Source organism: Shouchella shacheensis, assembly GCF_001484965.1.
Taxonomy (GTDB): Bacteria; Bacillota; Bacilli; order Bacillales; family Bacillaceae_D; genus Shouchella; species Shouchella shacheensis.
In genome coordinates this window covers 1-23,719 of record NZ_LLYY01000045.1, presented here as the reverse complement: position 1 = coordinate 23,719, position 23,719 = coordinate 1, and the positions used below count along the sequence as shown (strand labels likewise).

General features: G+C 46.5%; 20 protein-coding genes. 12 read left to right on the top strand and 8 right to left on the bottom strand.

Features of this window, described 5'->3' with window-relative positions:
- Positions 1-259: 259 nt before the first annotated feature.
- Positions 260-3,049 carry an alpha-amylase family glycosyl hydrolase gene (locus tag AVZ68_RS18290; protein WP_082676779.1) on the bottom strand — a complete coding sequence of 930 codons (2,790 nt, stop codon included), beginning with the start codon at positions 3,047-3,049 and terminating at the stop codon, positions 260-262.
- 635 nt (positions 3,050-3,684) lie between these two features.
- On the opposite strand from AVZ68_RS18290, the gene AVZ68_RS18285 reads away from it, so the two are divergent.
- Both AVZ68_RS18285 and AVZ68_RS18280 read left to right on the top strand, forming a co-directional pair.
- Positions 3,685-5,466 (top strand): glycoside hydrolase family 13 protein, encoded by a 1,782-nt coding sequence (locus tag AVZ68_RS18285; protein ID WP_059106016.1) that lies wholly within the window; start codon positions 3,685-3,687, stop codon positions 5,464-5,466.
- 578 nt (positions 5,467-6,044) lie between these two features.
- Complete coding sequence (locus AVZ68_RS18280) at positions 6,045-6,614, top strand: DUF6944 family repetitive protein (RefSeq protein ID WP_082676778.1); 570 nt, start codon at positions 6,045-6,047, stop codon at positions 6,612-6,614.
- A gap of 73 nt (positions 6,615-6,687) precedes the next feature.
- On the opposite strand, the gene AVZ68_RS18275 is transcribed toward AVZ68_RS18280, so the two are convergent.
- Together AVZ68_RS18275 and AVZ68_RS18270 are read right to left on the bottom strand one after the other, a co-directional pair.
- Positions 6,688-7,011, bottom strand: coding sequence for a 2Fe-2S iron-sulfur cluster-binding protein (locus tag AVZ68_RS18275; protein WP_059106017.1), 324 nt, complete (start codon positions 7,009-7,011; stop codon positions 6,688-6,690).
- Positions 7,012-7,122: 111 nt separating this feature from the next.
- A complete protein-coding gene (locus tag AVZ68_RS18270; RefSeq protein ID WP_059106014.1) occupies positions 7,123-8,604 on the bottom strand; it encodes an AcpB/EbpR/MafR family transcriptional regulator in 1,482 nt (493 codons plus the stop codon).
- A gap of 352 nt (positions 8,605-8,956) precedes the next feature.
- On the opposite strand from AVZ68_RS18270, the gene AVZ68_RS18265 reads away from it, so the two are divergent.
- The 4 genes from AVZ68_RS18265 to AVZ68_RS18250 are packed head-to-tail and all read left to right on the top strand — an operon-like array spanning position 8,957 to position 12,662.
- Positions 8,957-9,547, top strand: coding sequence for a WxL domain-containing protein (locus AVZ68_RS18265; protein ID WP_059106013.1), 591 nt, complete (start codon positions 8,957-8,959; stop codon positions 9,545-9,547).
- Positions 9,548-9,602: 55 nt separating this feature from the next.
- Complete coding sequence (locus AVZ68_RS18260) at positions 9,603-10,667, top strand: WxLIP family cell surface protein (protein WP_059106012.1); 1,065 nt, start codon at positions 9,603-9,605, stop codon at positions 10,665-10,667.
- A complete protein-coding gene (locus AVZ68_RS18255; protein WP_059106011.1) occupies positions 10,651-12,342 on the top strand; it encodes a WxL domain-containing protein in 1,692 nt (563 codons plus the stop codon). The genes AVZ68_RS18260 and AVZ68_RS18255 overlap by 17 nt, the downstream gene beginning before the upstream one ends.
- 26 nt (positions 12,343-12,368) lie before the next feature.
- On the top strand, positions 12,369-12,662 hold the full coding sequence (locus AVZ68_RS18250) for a hypothetical protein (RefSeq protein WP_059106010.1): 294 nt from the start codon (positions 12,369-12,371) through the stop codon (positions 12,660-12,662).
- Positions 12,663-12,893: 231 nt separating this feature from the next.
- On the opposite strand, the gene AVZ68_RS18245 is transcribed toward AVZ68_RS18250, so the two are convergent.
- Positions 12,894-14,954, bottom strand: coding sequence for a putative bifunctional diguanylate cyclase/phosphodiesterase (locus AVZ68_RS18245; protein ID WP_059106009.1), 2,061 nt, complete (start codon positions 14,952-14,954; stop codon positions 12,894-12,896).
- A gap of 34 nt (positions 14,955-14,988) precedes the next feature.
- Positions 14,989-15,666 carry a flagellar brake protein gene (locus AVZ68_RS18240; protein WP_059106008.1) on the bottom strand — a complete coding sequence of 226 codons (678 nt, stop codon included), beginning with the start codon at positions 15,664-15,666 and terminating at the stop codon, positions 14,989-14,991.
- 263 nt (positions 15,667-15,929) lie between these two features.
- Here AVZ68_RS18240 and AVZ68_RS18235 point away from each other — a divergent pair, with 263 nt between their 5' ends.
- The 4 genes from AVZ68_RS18235 to AVZ68_RS20385 all read left to right on the top strand — a co-directional run bounded on the left by AVZ68_RS18235 (position 15,930) and on the right by AVZ68_RS20385 (position 19,321).
- On the top strand, positions 15,930-16,520 hold the full coding sequence (locus AVZ68_RS18235; RefSeq protein ID WP_059106007.1) for a TetR/AcrR family transcriptional regulator: 591 nt from the start codon (positions 15,930-15,932) through the stop codon (positions 16,518-16,520).
- A 114-nt stretch (positions 16,521-16,634) separates the two neighbouring features.
- Positions 16,635-17,702: an ABC transporter permease gene (locus AVZ68_RS18230; protein WP_059106006.1), complete on the top strand. Its 1,068-nt coding sequence runs from the start codon at positions 16,635-16,637 to the stop codon at positions 17,700-17,702.
- A 3-nt stretch (positions 17,703-17,705) separates the two neighbouring features.
- On the top strand, positions 17,706-18,395 hold the full coding sequence (locus AVZ68_RS18225) for an ABC transporter ATP-binding protein (RefSeq protein WP_059106005.1): 690 nt from the start codon (positions 17,706-17,708) through the stop codon (positions 18,393-18,395).
- Between the two features lie 440 nt (positions 18,396-18,835).
- Positions 18,836-19,321: an S-Ena type endospore appendage gene (locus AVZ68_RS20385; protein ID WP_157404723.1), complete on the top strand. Its 486-nt coding sequence runs from the start codon at positions 18,836-18,838 to the stop codon at positions 19,319-19,321.
- Positions 19,322-19,733: 412 nt separating this feature from the next.
- On the opposite strand, the gene AVZ68_RS18220 is transcribed toward AVZ68_RS20385, so the two are convergent.
- Complete coding sequence (locus tag AVZ68_RS18220; protein WP_157404721.1) at positions 19,734-20,180, bottom strand: hypothetical protein; 447 nt, start codon at positions 20,178-20,180, stop codon at positions 19,734-19,736.
- A gap of 196 nt (positions 20,181-20,376) precedes the next feature.
- Between AVZ68_RS18220 and AVZ68_RS18215 the strand changes: the two genes are divergently transcribed.
- The gene (locus tag AVZ68_RS18215) at positions 20,377-20,706 is read left to right on the top strand and encodes an S-Ena type endospore appendage (RefSeq protein ID WP_059106003.1); all 330 of its coding nucleotides are present in this window, start codon (positions 20,377-20,379) and stop codon (positions 20,704-20,706) included.
- Positions 20,707-20,883: 177 nt separating this feature from the next.
- On the opposite strand, the gene AVZ68_RS21170 is transcribed toward AVZ68_RS18215, so the two are convergent.
- Positions 20,884-21,003, bottom strand: coding sequence for a hypothetical protein (locus AVZ68_RS21170; protein WP_082676774.1), 120 nt, complete (start codon positions 21,001-21,003; stop codon positions 20,884-20,886).
- A gap of 333 nt (positions 21,004-21,336) precedes the next feature.
- On the opposite strand from AVZ68_RS21170, the gene AVZ68_RS18210 reads away from it, so the two are divergent.
- Entirely contained in the window at positions 21,337-22,923 is a 1,587-nt protein-coding gene (locus AVZ68_RS18210; RefSeq protein ID WP_059106002.1) for a BCCT family transporter, read from the top strand.
- A 197-nt stretch (positions 22,924-23,120) separates the two neighbouring features.
- Here AVZ68_RS18210 and AVZ68_RS21120 read toward each other — a convergent pair whose 3' ends face one another.
- Positions 23,121-23,315, bottom strand: coding sequence for an SDR family NAD(P)-dependent oxidoreductase (locus AVZ68_RS21120; RefSeq protein WP_157404719.1), 195 nt, complete (start codon positions 23,313-23,315; stop codon positions 23,121-23,123).
- Positions 23,316-23,719 lie beyond the last annotated feature (404 nt).

Below are 23,719 nucleotides of genomic sequence, written 5' to 3'. Positions count from 1 at the left end.
CATGGGCGTTGAATTCATTGCGATTTTCTTGGTGCGAAAGTTGAGTTATATTCTTTCCCGCTAAATCACTATAATGCACTCTAGCAATACACTTCTGCAGCTGGCCTCGCTAGCAACGAACCTTCCGAGTTTTCGTGGACTTTCGGTTAAAAGAAAGTTTTTCACCTTTCCGTTTTTAGTAGGAGAATTAGAAAATAGGGTGATCCTAAACCATACGATCTACAGGGTCACCCTATTCTTCTTCCTAACTATTCCGTCCTCATCTAACCCTCTCAATCTCAATGCCCAACTCTTTTAAATCAGCACGTACGTTACGAGATAAGGCTCCGGAACCGCCTTTAACAATCGCTTTTTCCGCACCCAGTCTTTCCAATTCAGCCCGGGTCGCTGGGTGTAAGCTGTTTCCTTTGGTAAATAAAATCGGATACTCTCGCGACTCATCTACCACGTCATCGCCATTGCCCCCGGTCTTTAGCACAACCGCTTCGGACATCGTCCAATACGCTTTGGAAAATGCTACTGCCGCCTCAAAACGAGTACTTCCTTTCATACGTTCCTTTATTTCCTCTAGCTCCTTCTCTGAAAGGCGCGGCGCTTTCTCACGCACTTCATAAATGGTTACCGCCTGGGCAGGCGCTCTGACACTTAGCGTCCCATCATCCGAAGGTTTGATCACTTCGTCCTCATCAAATACATTGTGCAAAGTCACATCGACCAAATCGCCCTCGTTAGATACCTCGTTCAAATTGATTTCCGTCTCTTCTCCTTTATTGGATAGCACGATGAACTGACCTTCTTTATCCCGACGCTCAAAAGCAAACAGGTTCTGATCCACATGAAGTTCCTGAAAATCTCCGGTTCGAAAAGCACTGTGATCCTCTCGTAGTTTAATAATCTCTTTGTAATGCGAGAGCAATTCCTGATTCTGCTCCTCTTCCTCCCAAGGCATCATTTCACGGTACCAGCGATCGGACCAGTCTTGATACTCATTGTGATCCCGGCTTTGCGACATACCGACTTCTGTGCCGTAATAAATGATCGGCGAACCAGGCAGCGCAAACTGTGTGGCTGACGCCAATTTTAGTTTATTCACATCGTCTCCTGCTTCAAACAGGAAACGGGGCACGTCGTGGTTATCCAAAAACGACGTCATGATATACTCTTCTGGATACGTCTTTACATTCTGTTCCACCGTCTCGCTCAATTCCTGCATAGAGCCACCGTGGGCGAAGACATTTTTCATCGTATCGTGGAGGACAAAATCCAACGCGCCGTCTAATTGGCCAGCGTAGGAATTGATTTTTTCCCGGTTGTCCCAAATCTCACCAAAAATATACGTATCTGGGTCCGCCTGTTTTACAGCATGACGAAAATCCACCCAAAAACTGTAACTCGGTCCTTTGGCGTAATCGAGTCTGAACCCATCAAAGTCCAACTCATCCAGCCAGTACGGCACCACCTCTTCAATCATATAATTCCTGGCATCCATGTTGTCGTTATTGAATTGTGGCAGTTCGTCAATACCGTAGAACGTTTCATAGCGGTCAGGCCAGTCAGTGAACGTGTACCAGTTGTAATAATCACTGTCTTTGCCATTTTCTAAGGCATCTTGAAAAAAGGGATGTTGATCCGACGTATGATTGGGTACGAAATCGTAGATGACCTTCATCCCCCGCTCATGCGCTTCATCAATCACTTCTTTTAATAATTCCGGATCTCCGAAACGCTCATCCACACTCTTGAAATCGGCCGGGTGATAGCCATGGGAGTAAGGTCCATCAAACACAGGGGAGAGGTATATCGTGTTTACCCCGAGATCCTCCACGTAGTCCAGCTTCTCCTGCACACCAGCCAAATCGCCGCCCATCCAACCTTTCAGCTGCTCCTCATAAGGAAGATCCCCATTCTCTTCGTTATTGGAAGAGTCTCCATCTTTGAAACGATCGATAAAAATGTGATAAATCGTTGCATTCTTTGCCCATTCCGGTGAGACATATTCGTCGACATAATAGGCAAACTCGGTGGCTTCCTCCGCGGTTTGACTATTCGTATCGGCAAATTGGGAACCTTCTCCTACTTCATCCCACACATCGATCTTGTATTTGACCGGTGTTCCATTCTTTTGCTGGGGAATGGTGCCAACAAAAGTGGATACCGTCAGCCCACCTTCTTTTTCACTGGCCTCTACGGCAAGAGAGGCCATCTCTCCATTGTTTACGTCTCCCCGTGCCCCATCCGGCACCGAGCCGTCCGTAGTATAATAAACAGCCCCGTCCGTGATTGGGCCGTAATGTTCCACTTCAACTTCCACTGTCACCACATCGCCATTACTAGGGATGAATGGTTGGTGGTTAAAGTCGTGAGTCACGTTCTCGGCGATGGGCACGGCCTTCCACGTTTCTACCACATCTTTCACTTCATGACCCTCTTCGGTAAACTCAGTCACTCGGTTTTCATTGCGCACTTCCGCAAACCTAGCATCCCCGAGGCTGTAGACATAGTTCAATTCTTCTCCAACAGGGCCAGCCAGTTCAACGCGCCAATGTCCTTCCCCGTCCGCAGACATTTCCGTCACTCGGTGATTAAAGTTATTCAGATTAGAAGCCACCGTTGGTGTTCGCCAATCCGGAGTATCATCAGGGACTTCGAGGCGTAATGTGACACTGCCATCGTATTCGTCTACAGCACGCACATCCACACGGCGCTCGTCCCCTGGATGAAAAACAAAGACATACTGCCCCGTTTGCGCCGGAGTGAACGTCAAGTTGTCCCCAGGCATCCATTCACCGTCGTAAACAAATTTGTACTGCACGTCCTCCCCGCCGTTTAAAGGAATTGGCGCACTTTCCCACACGTCCTCCTCTTCATTAAACGTGAGCGGGTTCCCGTTGGAGGACCAATCCAAAGCGTCTGCATCACCGCGCAAAACCACGTCATCATAGGGTTCATCCGATTGCCACGCTCTGGCCTCCTGAACAAAAAACATGCTAAAAGCAAGTACCAAGGCCAGGCCAATGCTAAAGATCCGTTTTGTATTTAACTGTTCCATGTTTACCTCCTATAATATCTAGCTTAACGTTCGCAGTTAAAAGCATAGTTATCTCGCTCCGTTGGATTCTTATTCTTCTTGGATTATCGCTCCTCTCGTCTGGGTCAGCCGCCCTTAGTACCTTTGCACAAGGAAATGAATTGCATTTTTCACAACTGAGTGGAATATCTGCCCATAAGCGCAACCGTTTTCACAAATGATTCTTAAAAAGTCCCCCCTTTTTTAGCCTCACTCATAAATAATGATAAGGCTTTGCATAGAATCTTGGTTACATGTTACAACAAATATAAAATTAATGAAACCGTTTGCATTGTAATTAGGTCAAAGTACTTGAAGATTTTCCTATGTAAAGGATTCAGTAATTTCTCCATATAATGCTAGATACTGTTCAACACCTTCCACCCACACTAGTAAGGACTTTGGCTTGCTTGCTTCGGGCCCTAACCCCTCAGCTTCCTCTCTGCCAGGCCCATAAGAACCAAGCAAAAGGGACAACGCCTATGGAACTGTCTACCAAACCACATGCTGCTTTCCCACTCTATACTTATAAGAAATCGTTTGCAAAAATTGTTGACAATTTGCCCCAACCCCCTCTAAACTTTAGCTTAAATGATGATTTAGACAGGAGGGGAACGATGTTAAAAGCGGCTGTACAACACCGACAAACCCACGCAGACCTTTACAACATTGACTCGAAGACGGTTTGTGTACGAATAAAAACGGCAAGAAACGATGTGCAAACCATTGCGCTGATTCACGGCGACCCTTATGAGTGGGAAGAAGGCGTGTGGCAATCGGAAGAGACGGAGATGGACTATGCGGGAACGGACGGCATTTACGATTACTGGTCTTCGACGATTCCCCTGCCTCACCAGCGATTGCGCTATGGCTTTCTACTCAAATCTGAACAGGAAACGCTCGTCCTAACGGAAAGAGGATTTTTTCATCAAGCACCGGAGCATGTGGCCCCCTACTTTTGTCTGCCTTACTTGCATGAAACGGAAGTATTCGCTCCGCCTCATTGGGTAAAAGACACGGTTTGGTACCAGATCTTTCCGGAGCGTTTTGCGAATGGCGATCCAAGCAGAAACCCGGAAGGCACACTGCCGTGGGGGAGTAAGGAACCTAGACAGGATTCTTTTTTTGGCGGCGATTTGCAAGGGGTGATCGATCATTTGGATCATCTGCAGGATCTGGGCATCAGCGGCCTTTATTTCACCCCTGTTTTTAAAGCGTATTCCAACCATAAATACGACACGATCGATTACATGCAGCTCGATCCTCAATTCGGGAGCGAAGAAACGCTAAAAACACTTGTCAAGGAGTGCCATTCCCGCGGCATCCGCGTCATGCTCGATGCGGTCTTTAACCATAGCGGGTATTACTTCAAGCCGTTTCAGGACGTCCTGGAAAAAGGCGAACACTCGCCTTACAAGGATTGGTTTCATATTCACGACTTTCCTTTAAAACCGGAAGGAGAACGGCCCAATTATGAGACCTTCGCCTTTGTTAGTTCCATGCCGAAATTGAACACCAAGAACCCGGAAGTAAAGCAGTACTTGCTTCAAGTGGCACGGTACTGGATCGAAACGTTCGACATTGACGGGTGGCGCCTTGACGTGGCCAACGAAGTCGACCATGAATTTTGGCGGGACTTTCGAACAACGGTCAAAGACGTCAAAGAGGATGTCTATATTTTAGGGGAAATCTGGCACCAGGCAAGTCCGTGGCTGCAAGGCGATCAATTTGACGCCGTCATGAATTACCCGCTCACCGATGCCATCCAAGGTTTCCTCCTGCATGGTGAGAGTGCGAAGTCGTTTGAATATGCGGTTACTCGCCACTTGTTCAGCTATCCGGACACCGTCAACCGAGTCCAGTTCAACCTTCTTGACAGCCATGACACCGCTCGCATCCTGACCGAGAGCGGAGGGAACAAACGGCTCGTCAAGCTTCAGTTCCTCATGCTTTTCTCATTTCCGGGTGCGCCTTGCATTTACTACGGCGACGAGATCGGGATGAGCGGCGAAAACGACCCGGGCTGTCGCGCTTGCATGGTATGGGAGAAGGAAAAGCAGGACCACGACTTATTCACCTTTTTGAAAGAACTCATTCGGTGGCGGCAAGAATACCAGGCACTAGGCTCCGACGGCACATTGAAGTTTCACAAAACGGCGTCCGATGATGTCCTGCTGTATTCCAAATACACAGAGAGCGAAGAACTGCTCCTTGCTATTAACGCTAGCAAGGAGAAACAGACGGTTGTGCTTCCTTCTACTTACTCTAAGCAAACGCTCGTTGATAGCAGCGGCAAGCGCTCTTTTGAATCTAGCAGTGAAATTGAGGTGGAGGGAGAGGGGTTTCGTTTGTTGAAGGTTGGTCGTCTTTCTGAGGAGAGGGGTGAGGTAGGTCTTTGACAAATGATTGCAAGCCGCACGCTGCTGAGCCAGTAGGTGTACCAGTCAGTTCGAACCACCTCTCCCTAGTCTTCGTGACAAAGCTACCCACGAACAGCCATAGAAACTTTCCTCTCTGCCCTGCTTGTTTCTTTTAATGAACCACTGTATAATCTTTCTAACAGAACCCACCACGCCTCTTCTATGCGGACCATGGTGGGTCTTTTAAATTTGATTTTTTTCTAGCGACTGTGCTTTACTACTAAATCTGTTTGCGTCTTTGCACCAGTTGCTCTCATACGACAGAGCCGCCTGACGATTCGAAGAAGCAAAACCATGGCGCAAGAATAAAGAGCGGAAAATAAGCGTCATTTCTATAAACTTAGACGTGGCAAGGGGTTCGAGTCATTTTCATACAAACGAAAGAGTCGGAATTTCTTTCATAAAACGGCCTAACGGGTCGGATTTCCTTCTATAACCGAACCATAGATGGCACTGCTATTACTCCATCTTGTCCAGTTTCTAGCGCCTAGTCGTAACAAAACCCATCACTCATGAATAGGATAGTAGAACTTACGTTGAATAGGTGGTTGCTGAAATTGGACAACAATCAAACGAAAGCCCTGTTTGGCTCCTGGGTTCAAGCCATTGGCACAACAATTTCTGCGGTGGGAAATACCCCGTCGAAAGTGATTAGCGATGAGCTGCTTTCCGATCTTGATTTGTGGGGAAACGTCTTACAGGCCACAGGGAACGGGCTCGTTGCTGATAGTGAGGCGAGCCCCTCCCTGGACCGGCTAGGAAATAAAGTTCAGTCCATTGGGAACCTATCGAATGTCATTGGTTCTTTAGTCACGGCTAGTGAGGAGGCCGTGATCAAGTTAAACATTAACGGAGAACTCATCCAAGGGGTGGGAGGAGCCCTGTCCTTGAACGATGCGCTGGACGAAGGGCTGACGATGAACACCTTTTACGATATCTATGGCAATTTGCTGCAGATTATTGGAAACGCGATGCAAGCGATCGCAGGAGTCAATGAGCTTAGAGGCGCAGGGGAAAACGAGCTTCCGGGAATAGACAATGAGCTGGTCAATACAATTGGGAGTTGGGTTCAGGCAATTGGTGCGATTCTTACCGCGCTAGGTGTGAGTAGAGAGACTCGGTTTTAGAGGAAGCCACAAAAAAACCTGAGCAGTGCGTGCCTCAGGTCCTAGTGTTTATTTACTTACTTTCGTACAGAGATCAATCTTCCGGCCGTTTCCCCGGTTCTATTCCATCCTCAGAAGCCGTTCGCAATGGCTTTACCGTTAAATCCGAGTACACGCGAATTTGGCAGGAAAGACGGCTCTTTCCGTCTACTACATCCTTCTTCTCCAAAATCTCTGCCTCCGCCGTCCCCATTGCCCTTGGATCGCCCTCCAAGACTTCAACTCGACAGGTCGTGCATCTCGCATTTCCGCCGCAACGGTGGAGAATATCCACGCCATTGTCCTCTAAGGCAAGGACGAGCTTTTTTCCTTCTTCTACTTCAAACGATCCTTTTCCTTCAACTTGAATGGTTGGCACTCCGATTTCCCCTTTCAACGTAACCCTTTTCATTTACAATAACGTAGAAGTGGTACGATGTAAACCTCGTAGATGCTTTAAAGAGCCGCCTCACTACCAATGTGGAGACCTCTATCCCCCTCCCTGCTTTTCCTCCCCAATCTTCGCAAGCTCTTTCTTAAGGCGCTCCCACTCATTAGAGGTCGGGCAAGAACTCCAGAAAAAGACCGGCGCAGGAAAACGTCTGGACTCATCCATGCGATCTGTCACGATTAAATCTACAGGCTCTTCTTGTGTGCGACTTTTGACGTTGCGGATGTTGAATGCCCGTTCCTCTTCCAACTTTTTGGCGATTTGGTTTTCGAGTACGGTGCCCCCACTTGAGATGATTCGGATGTGAATCAACGGTTCCAGCTGGCTCACGTCAACATACGTATCGATTAGAGCCATATATGTCAGAATAATCTCATCTTTACGCTTATAAAGAGGACCGTGCGTTTCTAATGGGAACATTTCCTCACAAATGGTACTAAGGGTTTTTAGTACGGTCGAACCCTCTTCTGCCGTGCTGTCCAGCAATGAGTCATCAAGTATCATAAAGTTCTGACCTTGAAATAAGTCTAGGTGGCAATGAAACTGCAATAAATTGCCGAGGAGCAATGCTGATTCAACAGGTGGGTTCCGTTTGAATGACAAGGAAAGAACGGGAAAGATTTGTACAGAACGTTGCCAAGGAAGCGAATGACTGTCCCAGTGATGGAATAGGACCTGCCTGAGCATCGGTGTCTCCTTTTCAAAAAAAGGATGGGCGATCAACAGGCTTTCGAGAAACGACTGTTCATACCATCGTTCAGGGGACGGAAAGGTCGTTAAGGCTCCTTCGATCGCTTCTTTCGCTTTCTCAATTAAAGGGTGGTCGTACGCGTAGGGAACGTCAACAAACGGGGTTCTCCCCTCTGGGTTTAACCCCGCCCTTGACCTCGCAATCGCTAAATGGTAGAGGATTTGTTCGCTTTGGCTACAAGAAAACGTCGTGTTCAGCGCTTTTTCAAACAACACGACAACATCAAGGAGCTCCTCGCGTTCCACGAAGGTGAAAGGCCACTCCTCCCCCTTAAAGGCATTCCAGTAAAACTTGAAGTAGAAATAACGAATTTGATGTTCCTCTCCGACCAGAACCGCCTGCCTAGTTTCAAGGCGGAGTCGATAGGAGTCTAGCAGTGGTTTTAGCTTACGGATGCCTCGGGACAACGAAGACTTGCTCATGAACGCAGATTCAGAGAAGTTCTCCAAGCTTGTTACATCCTCTTGAAACATTTGGTGACAGAGCTGAAACATGGGGCTCTTTTTTAGTTGGTGGAGGGCATACGAGTGTAAAAAAACATTGGGTGCTTTGTTCAGGCGCACCCCTCGTCTTTGGTTTACTTCAATTCCCGCCTGCTCAAATTCTCTCTTTAGTTCACTTGCCAGCGTGTGAAGCGACGTATGAAGCGCGCGTTCCGAACAACCCAGCTCGTTCGCTAATTGGGAGGACGTCCACCAGTCTGATTGGGAATCAAGCAATTTGAGCAACTTTACCTTGCGATAGGATGCTTTATCTAAAAAGAATTGCATCGAATCCCTCCTCTTCCTAAAAAAGAGTGAATAAACCAGCGAACAGGCGTATTTTACACTAAGCAAATAGAACCATGCGCAAAGGCCAGTTATCATCCGCCATATTAAGCCATTATATGTAAATATAAGCTTTTTAATGGAAAATTACAAGCATTACGATCCTAGATCTAAGGCTAACCTTTCTCCACAATACAGCAATCATTCACTTTTTGCATCACAAACCCGCAAAACTTGAACTCAAGTTTCACATAAAAAAATAGTACGATGCTAATGAGTACTCGGGTCATTGGATCTATATTCATTGATTTTGCGTACCCAACCATTTTTTATATCCCATCTTTAGGAGGAAAAAATGAAACGACGAACGTTAATGGCAGCGATGTGCTTCTTTACTGCGGCCACTGTGCTAGGAAGTGGACAACTCGCGCAAGGGGAAGAAGCCACGAGTGAAACAGAGACGACAGAGGCAACCATTCAATTTCAAAAAGGGGGGCTGAGCCTCGACAATGTCCCAGGTGCCTTCCAATTTGGCAATCAAGAGATTGTGTCCGAAACAAAGACCTACCAACCAGCCGAAGTTGACCAACCGTATGTTCAAGTCACAGATAATCGTGGAACTGGAAACGGCTGGCATGTCACTGTCCAGGCTGGTCCGTTGACCTCCGGAGCAGGAGAAGAATTAAAAGGCTCAACAATCACGCTTACGCCTGAAGGTAGCAACCCTACCGACAGTTCGAACCAATCCGAGTCGCCGAACACGTTTACCCCCCTTACGCTCGACGATCATGCGCAAAGGGTGTTCGAAGCGGACACGGATCAGGGGATGGGCTCTTGGCAAACAGGCTTCACCGAAAACAATGTGACGCTAGAGGTGCCTGCCGGTTCAGCAAGAGCGACGTCGTATTCGACGGAAATTACCTGGACTCTCGCTTCTACACCATAAAGACTAGGTACCGAGGTCTCCTGCCTTCTCTTGCTGTGAAAGGAGAAAACAATTGATGACAAAGAAATTGCTAACGATTATCCTCCTTGGAGTCTGTGTCTTTTTCACACGGCAAGGAAGCACCTCTGCCGATGAGGGCGTTTCTTTTACGGTCGATCCGGTCCTGCCCGACAATCAAACCGACGCCCATCAGTCGTACTTTGACTTATGGATGGAACCAGGGGCCGATCAGAAACTCACGGTTCTTGTAACGAATACGAGCGATGAGGAGATTGTCGTTTTGCCGCGGGTGACGGTTGCTACAACAAACCCTCATATGGAGATTGACTATACACAGATCGATCCGGAACTGGACGAAAGTATGACCCTTCCGATTACTGACATCGCTTCCGTGGAGGAGGAGATCGTCTTACCCCCCCATGAGCAAAAGGAAGTCCCGATTGAGCTGGCGCTGCCCAATCAGCCCGTGGAAGGAATGATTCTTGGCGGGCTTCATTTTGAAGAGGCGCCATCAAGCGATGAGGAGGAAGACGCGCAAGGCGTGGCCGTCACCAATACATACGCCTACGTAATCGGCCTCAAACTCCAGAGTGACGAACGTCCGGTAGAAGCGATCACTCCTGAGCTTCATCTACACAGCATTCAGCCCAAACTCATCAATTACCGCCAGGCGATCACCGCAACCCTGCAAAATCGCACAGCGGTCTTGGTCGATGAGCTGCTGATTGAAGCCGAAGTGTATGAAAAGAATGGCGAGGAGCTTCTCGCCGCCACCACCCATGAACAGGGACGAATGGCACCGAACTCCAACGTCGATTTTCCGATTGAATGGGGCGATGCGGCGTTCTCCCCTGGCGACTACCACTTGAAAATGAAAGCTTCCACCCCTGAGGAGACCTGGGAATGGCAAGAAGTGTTTACGATTGAGGAGGAAAACTCCGAGTCGCTTAACAACGAAGCCATTACAGAGGACGAGGCGGAAGAAGACGATTCTGGCTTTGGGATGGTGGCGCTTGGAGGGGGAGCTGCAGCCGCGGTTGCAGCGATCGTCCTTTCTTTTTACCTCGGGCGGCGAACAACCAGGAGGAAAGAAGGCACTGCAGATGAGACATCGGCTTAAACAACTGGGATTCATCCTCACGTTCGCCCTCCTTTTTCCGCCTATGGCTGTCTACGCAACGGTGGAGGAGACCGAGGAGGAGGAAGATTTCGAATGCGCGGCGGGGGAGATACAAGCGTGTGAAGAGGAATTAGAGGATGCCCCATCTGAGGAGGAGAGTGCCGCTCCGGAGCAAGAAGAACGTCTTCCTGAAGAGGAGGAAGACCGAGAGCTCGAAGCAGAGGGGCTTGATTCCAGGTATGAGGAAACAGAGCTCGAGGATCCAGCTCTTGGCACCGAGACAGAAGAACAACACGAATCGAGTCAAGCTCCTGTGGACGAAAACGAAGAAGACACTGGCAACGATAGCGAGGGAAACCAAGAAGAAAACGGCGAGGAAGTGGAAGAACAGGAAGATTCTCCAGAGATCAGGGCAAATAGCGCAGCTACCTCTGGACCGGCTTCCTGTCCCACAGGCCCTCCACCCCCACCTGCTCTGATTGGCGGGAACTCAACGTTTTCCGCTAATCATGCGTCCAAAAGCAATGACATTTGGGAGGCCGGGTCGCTGACAACGGAATGGGGAGGGACCGTTCGCATCCATAGGGACTTTACCTTTCGCATCACCCTTCAGCTTCCAACAGAGCTAAACGCTTCTGCGTACAAAGAAGCTATCACAGAGAGCACCATCAGAATCGAGGAGCAGACGCTGGCCGTCTCTAAGGAAGAGTATCAAGTGAATTCAAGCGCAAATGCGATTTCTTTTGCAACAAACGACGTCTCTCCAGGCTTGCTTGACAACTTAAGAGAAGCCATCTGTTCTCAGAGTTCCGGTCCTCCGCATCTGGAGGTAGGACTCACGACAAAGGCTGACCTCTCCTTGCTCGATCTAGAGGGCGGGAAACTCCCCCCTCACCCAGAAAAGCAGCTTGCCTTCGGGGTCTCTTTTAGCAGCGTTCAGTCCAATCATTCCGTTTCCGCGACGGTGCCCACGTGGAATGCGAAAATTAAAATGGGACCCGATTTGCCAATTGAAAACGGCCTTCCTGTAATCGAAATTCCACTCGGAGGCCCGTTTGACTTCCGTGACTACACAAGTGCCATCAACCATTTTACAGGAGAAGCGCTGGCAAGCATGTCACTGGAAGACGTCATCAACGAGGTCGTGCTTGACGATCACCTCTACCGCCCTGGTGATTATCTCCTGCGCATCGCCGGAACAGCCGAAAACAAATCGTTAAGCCCCATCGACGCCATCGTCCGGGTTCAGGGAGGCACATTGAGCTTTGCCCATGTGCCGTCTACGCTTGAATTTGAAGAGGGAACGATTCAATCTACAAACGCGGCTTACAAGCGCAAAGATCAAGACTGGTCCATCGTCATTCAAGATCTCAGAGGGCCAAACCAACCAATGTGGAGTCTTGGCGCCTCCATTCGCGAGCCGCTGACGTCCACAACCGATGCCACTCGCACCCTCGACGATGCGTTGGTCTTCGTCGACGCTTCCGGCCACGCGATCCCGCTTGGGGCAAACAATGTAGAAATTGCCCGCGGAGATGTGTCTCCCTCCGCCGGAGGAGAACATCACCTTGGCTGGCCCACAGAGAGGGGATTTCAGCTGCATGTTCCACCCGGAAGTGTCTATCAGGACCAGTACAACACAACGATTCACTGGACCCTGTCCAGTGCACCCTAAAATTAAGCAAACAAAAAGGAGCCGCTATGGAACATAACCTTGCCGCCTACAAATTGTTCACTGAAATTAACCACCTCTTAAAAACTCAATTTCCGAACTACGCTCTTGAGCCTTACCGTTCCATGGTGCAAAAAGTGACGGACCTGCAGCCTGAATCTCTGCCCCTTGAACTACGTGATCGACTTTGGCACACGGTCTACATGAAGCAGGACCTCAGCAATTTCATCCCCCTCTCTCCTCAGAACATCGTTTTTTTGGAGAGGCTTGTCGAAGATCTAGAGAAGCGAGTCAGCTCTTACAAAGCAGTCGGGGGTTGGTAGGGGGAAACGTTCGGTCGGTTCATTCCTTTTTTGGGACCGAGCAAACAAGAAGTCCGGAGCAGGCATTTCACCTATTGGTAAAGCGCCTGCTTTTGTGGTTTGCTAGAGAGCGGTGGACAACAGTCTATAGATGGTGACGTCCATGTCCAAGAGGAGCAGAGGCGTGCCGTTTTTTGCTGTCTCCCCATCTTCGCATCCGCTACACCCTTCACGTTTCTTGAGGTTACATTCTCACGAAACAGTATTCTTGTCCCGTGGGCTCAAGAGGTCATTCAAATATTTTTCTTCAATCTTCGCCACAGGTAGCGCTTGGCTATAGTAGAAGCCTTGGATTTGAGAGCATTTCTTTGTTTTCAAGTAACTGACTTGTCTTTCTGTTTCCACTCCTTCTGCGGTGACCTCAAGCCCTAGGGATTGTCCTATGGCCAGAATGGCATTGGTAATCTGCTCTCTCTTTTCATTTTCATGAATCCCTTCAATGAAAGAACGATCAATTTTTAGACCTTGAATGGGGAACTTTTCGAGATAATCAAACGAACTATGCCCAATGCCAAAATCATCGATGCAAATTGAAATGTCTAGGGCACGAAGAGCCTCTAGCAATCGGACGGAACGCTCGACGTTCTCCATGGTCATGCTTTCCGTTACTTCGAGTTCTATGTAACGACCCGGAAGCTCATATTTTTCCAGTAACATTGAAATATCATCCATAAACTGTTCTGACTGAAATTGTCTTGGAGACACATTGACCGATATAGGAATCTCCCATCCCTTATCCAACCAAGATTTGGCTTGTTGGAATGCGCGTTCCAAAATTCGTTTTCCTAAGGGAATCATTAGTCCTGTTTCTTCAGCAAGGTCGATAAACTCTCGAGGGTAACGGATCTTTCCATCAGGGAGTATCCACCGGACAAGAGCCTCCATGCCAGCCAACTCGTCCGTCTCACAGTTAATTTTCGGTTGATAATACAGCGTAAATTCATCGTTTTCAATGGCGACCCGCAATTCTTGTTCCCGAATCAGTTGCTTGCTGTCTTTCTCCAAGGCAGTAGAATAGAACTGATAGTGGCTTTTGTAGCGATTTTTTGCTTCATACATGGCCATATCTGCATATTTCATAATCTCATCCGCGTCTTCACTGTCTTCGGGGGCCACGGCCATGCCGATACTCACTGGGGTGTATAAACTCTGATTGTTGACAGTAAAGGGTTGATCGAAATCTTGACAGATAACGGAAGCGAGTGTCTCCGCGTGGGTTATACTCGCCCTCCCTTCGAGCAAAATGGTAAATTCGTCTCCTCCTAGACGAGCCACAAGCCCTCCATCGCCCACACGCTCTTTCAGCCTTAGGGCCACTTCTTTCAACAAAAGATCGCCGAAGTTATGACCCAGTGCATCATTAATGATTTTAAATCGGTTTAAATCGAGAAAAAAAACAACGACTTGACGATCTTCTTCCCGAACTTGCCTCATCAGCTGATTTAGTTTTTCCACAAAGTAGCGACGGTTGGGGACATCCGTAAGGTCATCATAGTAAGCCATTTTATGAATCTTCATGGCTTGGACAGCCATTTTACGATCTGCAAAAGCACCAAAAACTAGAAAAGATTGAATACAAAGTGTGGCTAACCCAACACCAATGGCTAGCAGTATGGGATTCATTCCTTCTTCTTGATGAATAGCGTTCTCCAAGTGATGAAAGGACGCCGCTTCCATTCCTATATAATGCATACCGGCAATCGCCAATCCCATAATCACAGCACCTACTAACCGCAAGAGAAGAGAATGGTCCCTTTGACTCAATTCAAACGATATCTTTAAAGCGGCGATGGAAGCCCCAACAGCAATCAAAACGGAAAGAACATACAAGAAGGGATCATAGCTAATGTGTACGCCTTCCATCGCCTCCATGCCGATATAGTGCATAGAGGCAATGGCGATTCCCATAAACAGTCCACCCATTATAAGGCGTACCCACGTTAACTCCTTCATGTTCACAACGTAGAGGGCTATGAATGCGCCTACAAATGCGGCTAGAATTGAAAGGATGACAATGCTTGTCGTGTAATTCATCGGCCTATGCAATTCAAAGGCCAACATGCCAATGAAATGCATCGACCATATGCCCAGCCCCATTGTGAAAGCTCCGCAAAACAGCCAGCCTATTTGCCGAAAATGACTAGAATGCGAGACTCTACCTGCGAGATCCAAGGCCGTATATGAAGCAAAAATAGCCATAAAAATGGATAAAGCAACAAACCAACTATTATAGTGTCCCAGAATTTCTTCCATCCCCATCTCCCCCCTAGACGTTGGCTGTCTTCACTCACGATCCAAATTTCTTCCCCAGTTTCAGCTGTCTCCTAAATGTATAACGGATAATCGCCTGACGTTCCTTTTCCTCAATCGCTGAAAACTGCAAAAAAACTTGATAGGGGTCAACCTTTTCAGCAGGAGGCGCGATTCGTACCACCTGAGCTGTTCCTTCTACAGAAACGACGTCCTCCTTTGAACTTGGCAACTCTAAGGAGAATCGTAGGTTTGTTCCTGATTCAAACGGCGGGGCCTCTTTTAAAATAAACGCAAGCCCCCCTCCGCTTATATTACGGGTCAGAGCCTTTATGGAAGGAAACTCATTGTCTTTTACTGAATGAAGTGTTAAAGGAAGCTGACTCGGGACACGTACAAATTCCCGCCGCTGTATCTTATGTAGTTCGCGATGCGGATGAGTCATTAACAGCAACGGAATCCTATCCTTTTCCCTTCCGATCACGACTGTCGAAAACACATAGCAATTCCCTTGTTTATCTACAAACCAGGCTTTAAGTTGTTGGCCTTGCTCAAAAATACGGACCCGGCCGCTCTTGTCATGGGTGGGCACCTCCACCGCTAGATGAGAGGAGAACATATCCGCAATTCTCGCTTTATAAACAGACGCTTCTCCAGCATTGGTCGTTTCCTCGAAATATAGCATTGTTCCGACTTGCAATGAATTCTCAGCCATCCTCAATCCCCCCAGAATCATCCAACCTCATTATACCAAAGCTTAAAGAAAAATGATATAAAAGTATTGATTCTTTAGTTTTATTTATTTTGCTAAAAGGTTTATAACCCCCTCCGCTCATCCCCTGATGTATCAACAGTTACGCTTCCCTTTTCCTAAAAAAAGACCTCCGGCAAAACTTTTTGCCTAGATCCACGTTTGCGTGCGAGCAAGCGCATAAGTATGTAAAATAACCACTAAAGGTAGATAAGGGAGTAGCTAGTATGAGAAACCCACAATCGAAACAAGAAGAACTCGCATGGACTAGAAACCGAATCTTAAAAACCGCTCAACAGCTATTCATGCAGAAAGGCTACCGAGCCGTGACCACCAGGGAAATTGCGGCAAAGTGCAACATCACACAACCTGCCCTCTACTATCATTATCCAGACAAGCAATCACTGTATATGGCCATGATGGAGTCTTTTGTTGAAACCATACAGTCAAAAATAGAGGCGATCTCTGAAAACTCCATTTCCAAGCAGTTAGAAGCCATGCTTGAGGTGTTAGCACAGGAACATCCCACGAGTATCATGATGATGATTCATGATATCTTAGTTGAGTTCAAAGAGGAAAACCGCCTTCACATCTATTCCTTGTGGAAGCAAACGTACTTAGAACCTTTTATCAATCTATTCGAACAGATGAAAGAGGACGGGTCATTAAGGGACAGCCTTTCGCCCGAAGAGGCCGCGCGTTTTTGTTTGTTAACAATGGGGCAACCCATGCCCACTTGGGAACACAAACCGAAATCCATATCTGGGTACTATGCCCTACTTGTGGACTTGATTTTACACGGGACAAGAAAACATTGACACGTATTGCTCTGCAAACAGCTTATCCGTTGATCAGTTGTTTGCATGTATGGTATAGATTGACTTGTACTTATCACTTGATAAATGGCTAGTTTGCTATGTAGGAGGAGAGCGATGTTTCTAGCATGGAAAGAAATAAAGTACAACAAGCTGCGTTATGCGCTGATCACTGGAGTGCTGGTTCTCGTGTCGTATCTTGTGTTTTTTCTATCCGGGTTGGCCAATGGACTGGAACAATTAAACCGGGAAGCGGTGGATAAATGGAATGCGGATGGGATTATTCTCACAGAAGAATCTGATGTGAACCTTCCTCGCTCCACTCTAAACAGCGACGATTTCAGCGGTGAGGGTGCTGACGCGTATGCGGTGTTAGGCCAGTTCAATGCCATTGCCAGTGCTGATGACCTCAAATCCAATGTTTCGATCTTTGGCATCAGAGAAGATGAATTTCTTATGCCAGAGGTGATCGAAGGAGAGCCTTTCACGGCAGAGGGGGAAGTCATTGCCGATGATACGTTGAAAGAAGAAGGGTTTGCGATTGGGGATGAACTGGAGATGTCCGGCTCGGATCGGACAGTAACCATTACAGGATTTACAGACAATGCCAGATTTAATGCAGCTCCTGTTTTATACACGGATCTCCAGACACTGCAGCAGGTTCGTTTCGGGGAAGCCGCAGCGTTCAATGAAGGAGAAGTGAATGGGGTCGTTGTGCGGGATGAGACTATTGCCACTGTTCCTGTTGGTGACGAGCTGCAGATGGTCGAGACTTCCACATTTATTGAGAATCTGCCTGGCTATACAGAACAAAATCTTACATTGACATTTATGATTTATTTCTTGTTTATCATTTCAGCGGTCATCCTGGCCATTTTCCTTTACGTGCTGACCATCCAAAAGATAGGCATGTTCGGCGTCATGAAAGCACAGGGAATTTCCAGCAAATACTTAGCACATTCTGTTGTTGCACAAACATTTGTTTTGGCCATTGCTGGCGTAGTCGTAGGTTTTCTGCTCGCTGTTGTGACCGGATTTTTTCTCCCGGCGGCTGTCCCAGTTGCGTTTGACTATTTCTTGATGCTGGTGTATGGCCTTGTTTTGATTGCGGTATCTATAGTGGGCGCACTGATTTCGGTACGAACGATTGTGAATATAGATCCATTAAAAGCGATAGGGGGGTAACGTATGCCCGCACTCGAACTGCATCAAGTAAGTAAAGTATTTGGAACAGGACATACCATGGTGGAAGCCATGAAAACAACGGATTTCACCGCCGAACACGGAGAATTAATTGGCGTCGTTGGGCCATCAGGCTCGGGGAAGAGTACATTTCTAACCATTGCCGGCGGACTCCAAACCCCGAGCCATGGAGACGTTGTGATTAACGGGTATACCCTCACAACATTCAAGGAAAAGAAACGATCTCGCATTCGCTTAAATGAAATTGGGTTTGTGCTTCAGTCATCCAACCTGGTTCCCTTTCTGACGGTCGATCAACAAATGCAGTTACTGGATAAAGTCAAAGGGAAAAACCTCTCGAGCGACAAACTGCGGGAGGTATATCAATCACTGGGCATTGAGAACTTGAGAAACACGTATCCTTCTGAGCTGTCCGGCGGCGAACAACAGCGTGCTGCAATTGCCAAGGCACTTTACAGCGACCCTAGTATCCTTTTGGCAGATGAGCCCACCGCATCGCTTGATACAAATCGAGCTTTTGAAGTAATGGAGATGTTTCACGATTTAACCAAAAAACGGAACAAAACAACGATTGTGGTCACACATGATACCCGGTTACTTGACTACTTTGACAAGGTCTATACGATCACAGACGGTGAAATCCACCTGGAGCAGCAAAAAGCAGTGAACCATTAATCAGTGCGGTCAAGGAACTTTCCAATATGATGGGAGCAATTGGATCAACCGCTGCCAGGCGCTTCCGCAGGACCGCCGTGCTCGAAATCCCCATCTGGAAACAGATGGGGATTATTTGATGCTTACTTAACCGCATGAACTCAACTTTCGGACATAAAGAACACCTTACTGGGAAAAAGAGAAACAAGTATTGCTCTTCCGTGAGGAGCAAAAATCCGCGATAACCCCCTCACTACTGTCCAAAACTCGTTACTTACACATTTTTTGGGCTTGAACTTTTTTTATCAGGGTTCAAAAAGGTTCAACTCCGAACGTTGAGCGATTAAAATAAATTCATGAAGTTTTATATCCTTGTATTTCGTTCACCGCTCCCCCTGCCCATACACCAAACGTCTTGCTTGCATAAAATAACCAATTATAACGATAGTGAGGCGAATCAAATGCCATTTAACGAATACAGCCATTTTGGTGGTTACCGTCATCACAAATATAGATGCGTCCAAAACCCATGTCCTTTTAGAAGATTCAAGAATGAAAAAAACACGTATAAGAAGCCATTAGCGGATCGCTGTGATAAAAAGCATTCCGATTGTTGTAAAAAAACATTTAAACGCTGGTCTGATCGAACGACCGTAACAGACGAAAAATGCGGAACCTTTGATACAAACCTTCCTACACCCATTCCTTTAACCATTTATAGTATAGACGAGACTGTCTTTCCTTCTGGAACGGTATCTGTTTACTATGGCCGGGGAACCCCATCTACGGTTACAGTTACAGTAACCCAAAGCAATGCCACAACACAGACGCTAACTATCCCCCAAGGCAATACCATTTCTCAGACTTTTGGAGATATTGTTTCGGTATCAATTGATACGGCAGAGGTCACAGGGAAATACTGCTTAACTATTCATTACACGCATTGAATAAGAGTATGCAAATTTTTTAGTGTTCAGAAACGTTCGCGATGGAAGTGACAAAGCAATGACAGGTGTAGAGCATCACGCGATCTCAGCAAAAAAAGCTGATTTTTTGCAACTTAAGAGGTTACTTTACACATACTCTCAGGTAAAACCTAGCATAATGTGCCAATGCCTTCCCTTTATTTACTGTAGATACTGCTATTGGCTTGACATGGAGTTTCTGAAGGCATGGTTTTTGGTGAGAGCTGAGAGCCTTTGTCGCAAGGCATCGAGCCTACCATGGCTCCATTCTATCTAGAGACACGCTTGGAAATTTGTCCACGATCATCCAATCTGGCTAAATGCGGAGTGAAATAGCATGCGCAAATTTCCACGATAATGGTTAACTAGGAGCGAAGTTCTCTGATCTATGACTTTAGTCTATAACAATTGCATTCAACGACCGCGTCTCAGCCGTTACCGTTAAGTTCGCATTTGAACGCTGGAAATACTCGAGAGTTATAGTGTACGTATTTTGCCCTGCAGCTCCATCATCAACCCATGTATTAGGAATATATTCCCTTCGAGTCAGTGCAAGGTTAAGGAGTTTGGATGCGCCTTGCTGGAAAGTTTGGGTGACCAGAAGTGTGCTATTTCTCCTTAAGCGGGTACGTACCCCATAAGAAAAGTTGGTTTGAAGTGCCTGGATTTGAACTAATAATTGAATCGTATAATCCAGCTTTACGGATTGTATTTGCCGCGTGGTTGCTGCAGGTAGCGTTAACACAGTCGTTTCAATGCCAACACCAAACGGAATGGACATCGTTCCTTGATTTTGAGTAAAGAAAAACATGGTTCGATCCGGACAATTGCCCTTGTTCAAAACTATCACATCCAAGTCTGAGCTACTTAACCCTTTTATCCAATCTATGGTCTCATCATAGGATTGTACCAGCCCTTGTACCCCACCCACTCAAAATGTACATCTGACTAGTGGTACTTACCTACCCGAATGAAACGAGAGTTACATATACTTAGTATGGAACGCAACAAAATACGTTAGAAAAGGAGTGATCTCCATGAGTTGTTGTCCTGAACCACAACTAGTCCAGTTGTCTACATGTAACACTTATAATACAGAAGCAGTAGCTGCTGATGCAGTACAAATCTTTGAACACGCGACTGGAACGGCATCCGGTTATGTCACACTTACAAACTTTAATGCGAGCGCAGATACAGCAAATATTAGTACTGATGCTGCTGGAACAGAAGTTATTGCTACAGCCGCGCCTGACAATAGTTATACGGTCTTTGTCCCGAACTTGGAAAGTCTATACGTTTTCTCTACGGGTGGAAGTATAGTCATCGGTCAAGTTAGTGTAAATGCTTCTTATACTGTACGCCCTTAATGGTTAGACGACTCCGTAATGAAGAGCTTCGAATGAATTCCACAAGACCTGCTAATGGGAGCTTCTAGCTTGTTCAAGAAACGGGCAACTTATGTTCAGGTCAATAATGAACAGCGCATTAAAAACAAGCCACTCTTTTTTTAAATAGCCACGTTTTTCAAGAGAAGAATGCAGCTTTCAGACGTTGACAAGCAGCAATGATTCCACTAAACAGCCAGTGATACCACAATAACCAATCATGTCCGCCACCGCCCCGAGCATTATATAACTTAGGGCGGTTTCAGCCTTGGCGTCCATCTTTGGCGTATTGAGGAGGGACAGTCCGAAGACCAGACTTGCGCACCTTCCTTGTGACGTTAGTACCCGGGCCCATTAGGTGGCTTTTTTTATCCTTAAAGGTCCAATTGGCGCATAATGAATGGGACCCGAAGCTGAATTTTGCCAAAGCGAACGTAAATTACTCATTACGGTACATAAACCAGCGTTCATGGGTGGCGGCATGACCGCTTGACCAAGAGCAATACAGCACCCTCTCATCTATGTGCACTTACATGGCAGCGTGCAATAATGACTTTTAAAACATAGGTTACTGTGCATACTAAAAAATATTGTTCTTAAAGGAGAATCTTCATGAACTCAAAGCACAGTCAAGTCCAACCTGTCTTTTATTGGGCTGTTGGGATTTTAACCTTAGTGATTATATCTGGTGTTCTGTTACCGGATAATCTAGAGGCAGTAACTGGAACCGTTCAGGGGTTTATTTCAAACACGTTTGGTTGGTATTACCTCATTGCCGTCACCCTTTTTGCGATCGTTTGTCTATTTCTAATTGTGAGTCCGTATGGAAAAATAAAGCTTGGAAAAGAAGACGATAAACCTGAATATGGCTATTTATCTTGGTTTGCGATGTTATTTAGCGCTGGTATGGGAATAGGTCTTGTCTTTTTTGGAGTGGCAGAACCCATGTCACATTTTGCGATACACTCGCCAACAGTCGACGAAGGAACTGTTGAGGCTGCACGTGAATCCATGCGATTTGTCTTCTTTCATTACGGGTTACATGCTTGGGGCATCTATGCCATGATTGCGATTTGCCTTGCGTACTTTAATTTCAGGAAAGGGAAGTCTGGGTTAATAAGTGGGACGCTATCGCCGATTATGAATACGGATGGGGTTACAGGAAAAGTGATCGATACCTTTGCACTTGTTGCAACGGTAACAGGGATTGTTACGAGCCTTGGTTTTGGTGCCGTGCAGATGAACGGAGGGATTTCCTACTTAACCGATCTACCGATTAACTTTTGGGTACAAGCGATCATAATCGTTATCGTTACGGCTTTATTTTTAACTTCTACGACGACAGGACTTAATAAAGGGATTCGTCTCCTAAGTAACTTCAATATGATATTAGCATTGATCTTGCTCGTATTCATTGCCACATTTGGTGCCGCTCTGTATTCATTAAACCTTTTTACGAATACGCTTGGTACCTACATACAGACACTCCCTGAACTCAGTTTTCGCATCGCTCCGGGTAGTCCAGAACGTCGGGAGTGGATTAATGATTGGACCATCTTCTACTGGGCCTGGTGGATCGCTTGGTCTCCTTACGTGGGGACATTTATTGCACGGGTTTCACGAGGGCGCACACTCAGAGAATTTACGATCGCCGTCTTACTCGTCCCCTCTTTGGTTGGGTTTATATGGTTTTCATTCGTCGGTGGTGCGGGAATATCGCTTGAATCCCAAGGAATTATGACTATTTCTTCATTAGCAGAAGAAGAAATGCTGTTTGGTATTCTAAGTACCATGCCCATTAGCACCATTACATCGATTTTGGCGATTATTTTAATCGCTGTTTTCTTTATCACGTCCGCGGATTCCGCAACCTTTGTTCTAAGTATGCATTCAACGAATGGGTCCCTAAACCCTCCGAATGGAATAAAGTTCGTTTGGGGCATCGTCCTTTCGGTGACAGCGATCGTCTTGTTGTATAGTGGTGGACTCCAAGGGCTACAAAATGTCATGATTATAGCCGCCTTTCCGTTCTCCATTATCATGTTGCTAATGGTGTATTCACTTCTAAGATCACTTAGGTATGAACAGATCAGACGTACCGCACAACAAAAAAAGGAAATGAAGGAGCTCAGACAATTTAAGAAAAAGCGGGAAAAAGAGGATAAGCTCGCGAAGAAACAAAGGAAAAAAAACCAATGAAGGGTGTGGATAGTAAAAAAAAGGAAGATGAGTAGAAGTTGAAATTTAGGTAATGCGGTTATCGGGCGCGAACCAGTGTAACTTACTGATCGCGTCCGTCATCATAAATCATGACTGTGTTCATTCGAACCATTTATTTTGCTCCCCCCTAACTATCAATTATATTTTCTGTTCCTTTATATTCTGCCCAAACCGATTTAATACAAAGTCACACTAGGTTCTTTTCGCAAGCCAGAAATGGAACCATAATTAATAATTACACCTTTTTCCTGACCTCGCATTGCTTTACACGCCTCTTGGGTAGTAATCATGGTGCCACGAATAATGATATCCATCAAGAAATCATAGTCTTCATCTGTAATCTGCGCTGCAGTACTGATCGTTACTTCCAATGTCTACAAGTATGAGCGATAAAAAAGGCTAAGGCTTTGTCAGGATCAAGCGGGAGCCTGAAGCTTTGCCTTCATCTGAAACAGTAATTTCCTGTCAGGTTTCCCAGCCGCATTCACGGGGATGTGTTCTAGTAGTGTGATCGCCGTTGGCCTCTTAAATTCAGAGAGGCTCTCTTGACAAACCTTTGAGATATGGGCGTGTAATTCTTCATTGGTTTTCTTTCTTCGTACAGTAAATATAAAATGAGTTCGGATAAATTACAAACAAATCAAAATATTTATGGGGATGCCATTATTATACCACCAGTTTATTTTAGCTTCAATTGAGAACACATAATAACCAAATGCTTTTTAGTTTAATTTCCAAACGCGTGGTCTAACTCCACCGTCTTTAGACGGTATAC

Excerpts from the sequence above, each read along its gene's own strand:
- AVZ68_RS18290 (WP_082676779.1), bottom strand. The coding sequence starts at position 3,049 with ATGGAACAGTTAAATACAAAACGGATCTTTAGCATTGGCCTGGCCTTG.
- AVZ68_RS18285 (WP_059106016.1), top strand. The coding sequence starts at position 3,685 with ATGTTAAAAGCGGCTGTACAACACCGACAAACCCACGCAGACCTTTAC.
- AVZ68_RS18270 (WP_059106014.1), bottom strand. The coding sequence starts at position 8,604 with ATGCAATTCTTTTTAGATAAAGCATCCTATCGCAAGGTAAAGTTGCTC.
- AVZ68_RS18265 (WP_059106013.1), top strand. The coding sequence starts at position 8,957 with ATGAAACGACGAACGTTAATGGCAGCGATGTGCTTCTTTACTGCGGCC.
- AVZ68_RS18260 (WP_059106012.1), top strand. The coding sequence starts at position 9,603 with ATGACAAAGAAATTGCTAACGATTATCCTCCTTGGAGTCTGTGTCTTT.
- AVZ68_RS18255 (WP_059106011.1), top strand. The coding sequence starts at position 10,651 with ATGAGACATCGGCTTAAACAACTGGGATTCATCCTCACGTTCGCCCTC.
- AVZ68_RS18250 (WP_059106010.1), top strand. The coding sequence starts at position 12,369 with ATGGAACATAACCTTGCCGCCTACAAATTGTTCACTGAAATTAACCAC.
- AVZ68_RS18245 (WP_059106009.1), bottom strand. The coding sequence starts at position 14,954 with ATGGAAGAAATTCTGGGACACTATAATAGTTGGTTTGTTGCTTTATCC.
- AVZ68_RS18240 (WP_059106008.1), bottom strand. The coding sequence starts at position 15,666 with ATGGCTGAGAATTCATTGCAAGTCGGAACAATGCTATATTTCGAGGAA.
- AVZ68_RS18235 (WP_059106007.1), top strand. The coding sequence starts at position 15,930 with ATGAGAAACCCACAATCGAAACAAGAAGAACTCGCATGGACTAGAAAC.
- AVZ68_RS18230 (WP_059106006.1), top strand. The coding sequence starts at position 16,635 with ATGTTTCTAGCATGGAAAGAAATAAAGTACAACAAGCTGCGTTATGCG.
- AVZ68_RS18225 (WP_059106005.1), top strand. The coding sequence starts at position 17,706 with ATGCCCGCACTCGAACTGCATCAAGTAAGTAAAGTATTTGGAACAGGA.
- AVZ68_RS20385 (WP_157404723.1), top strand. The coding sequence starts at position 18,836 with ATGCCATTTAACGAATACAGCCATTTTGGTGGTTACCGTCATCACAAA.
- AVZ68_RS18215 (WP_059106003.1), top strand. The coding sequence starts at position 20,377 with ATGAGTTGTTGTCCTGAACCACAACTAGTCCAGTTGTCTACATGTAAC.
- AVZ68_RS21170 (WP_082676774.1), bottom strand. The coding sequence starts at position 21,003 with ATGGACGCCAAGGCTGAAACCGCCCTAAGTTATATAATGCTCGGGGCG.
- AVZ68_RS18210 (WP_059106002.1), top strand. The coding sequence starts at position 21,337 with ATGAACTCAAAGCACAGTCAAGTCCAACCTGTCTTTTATTGGGCTGTT.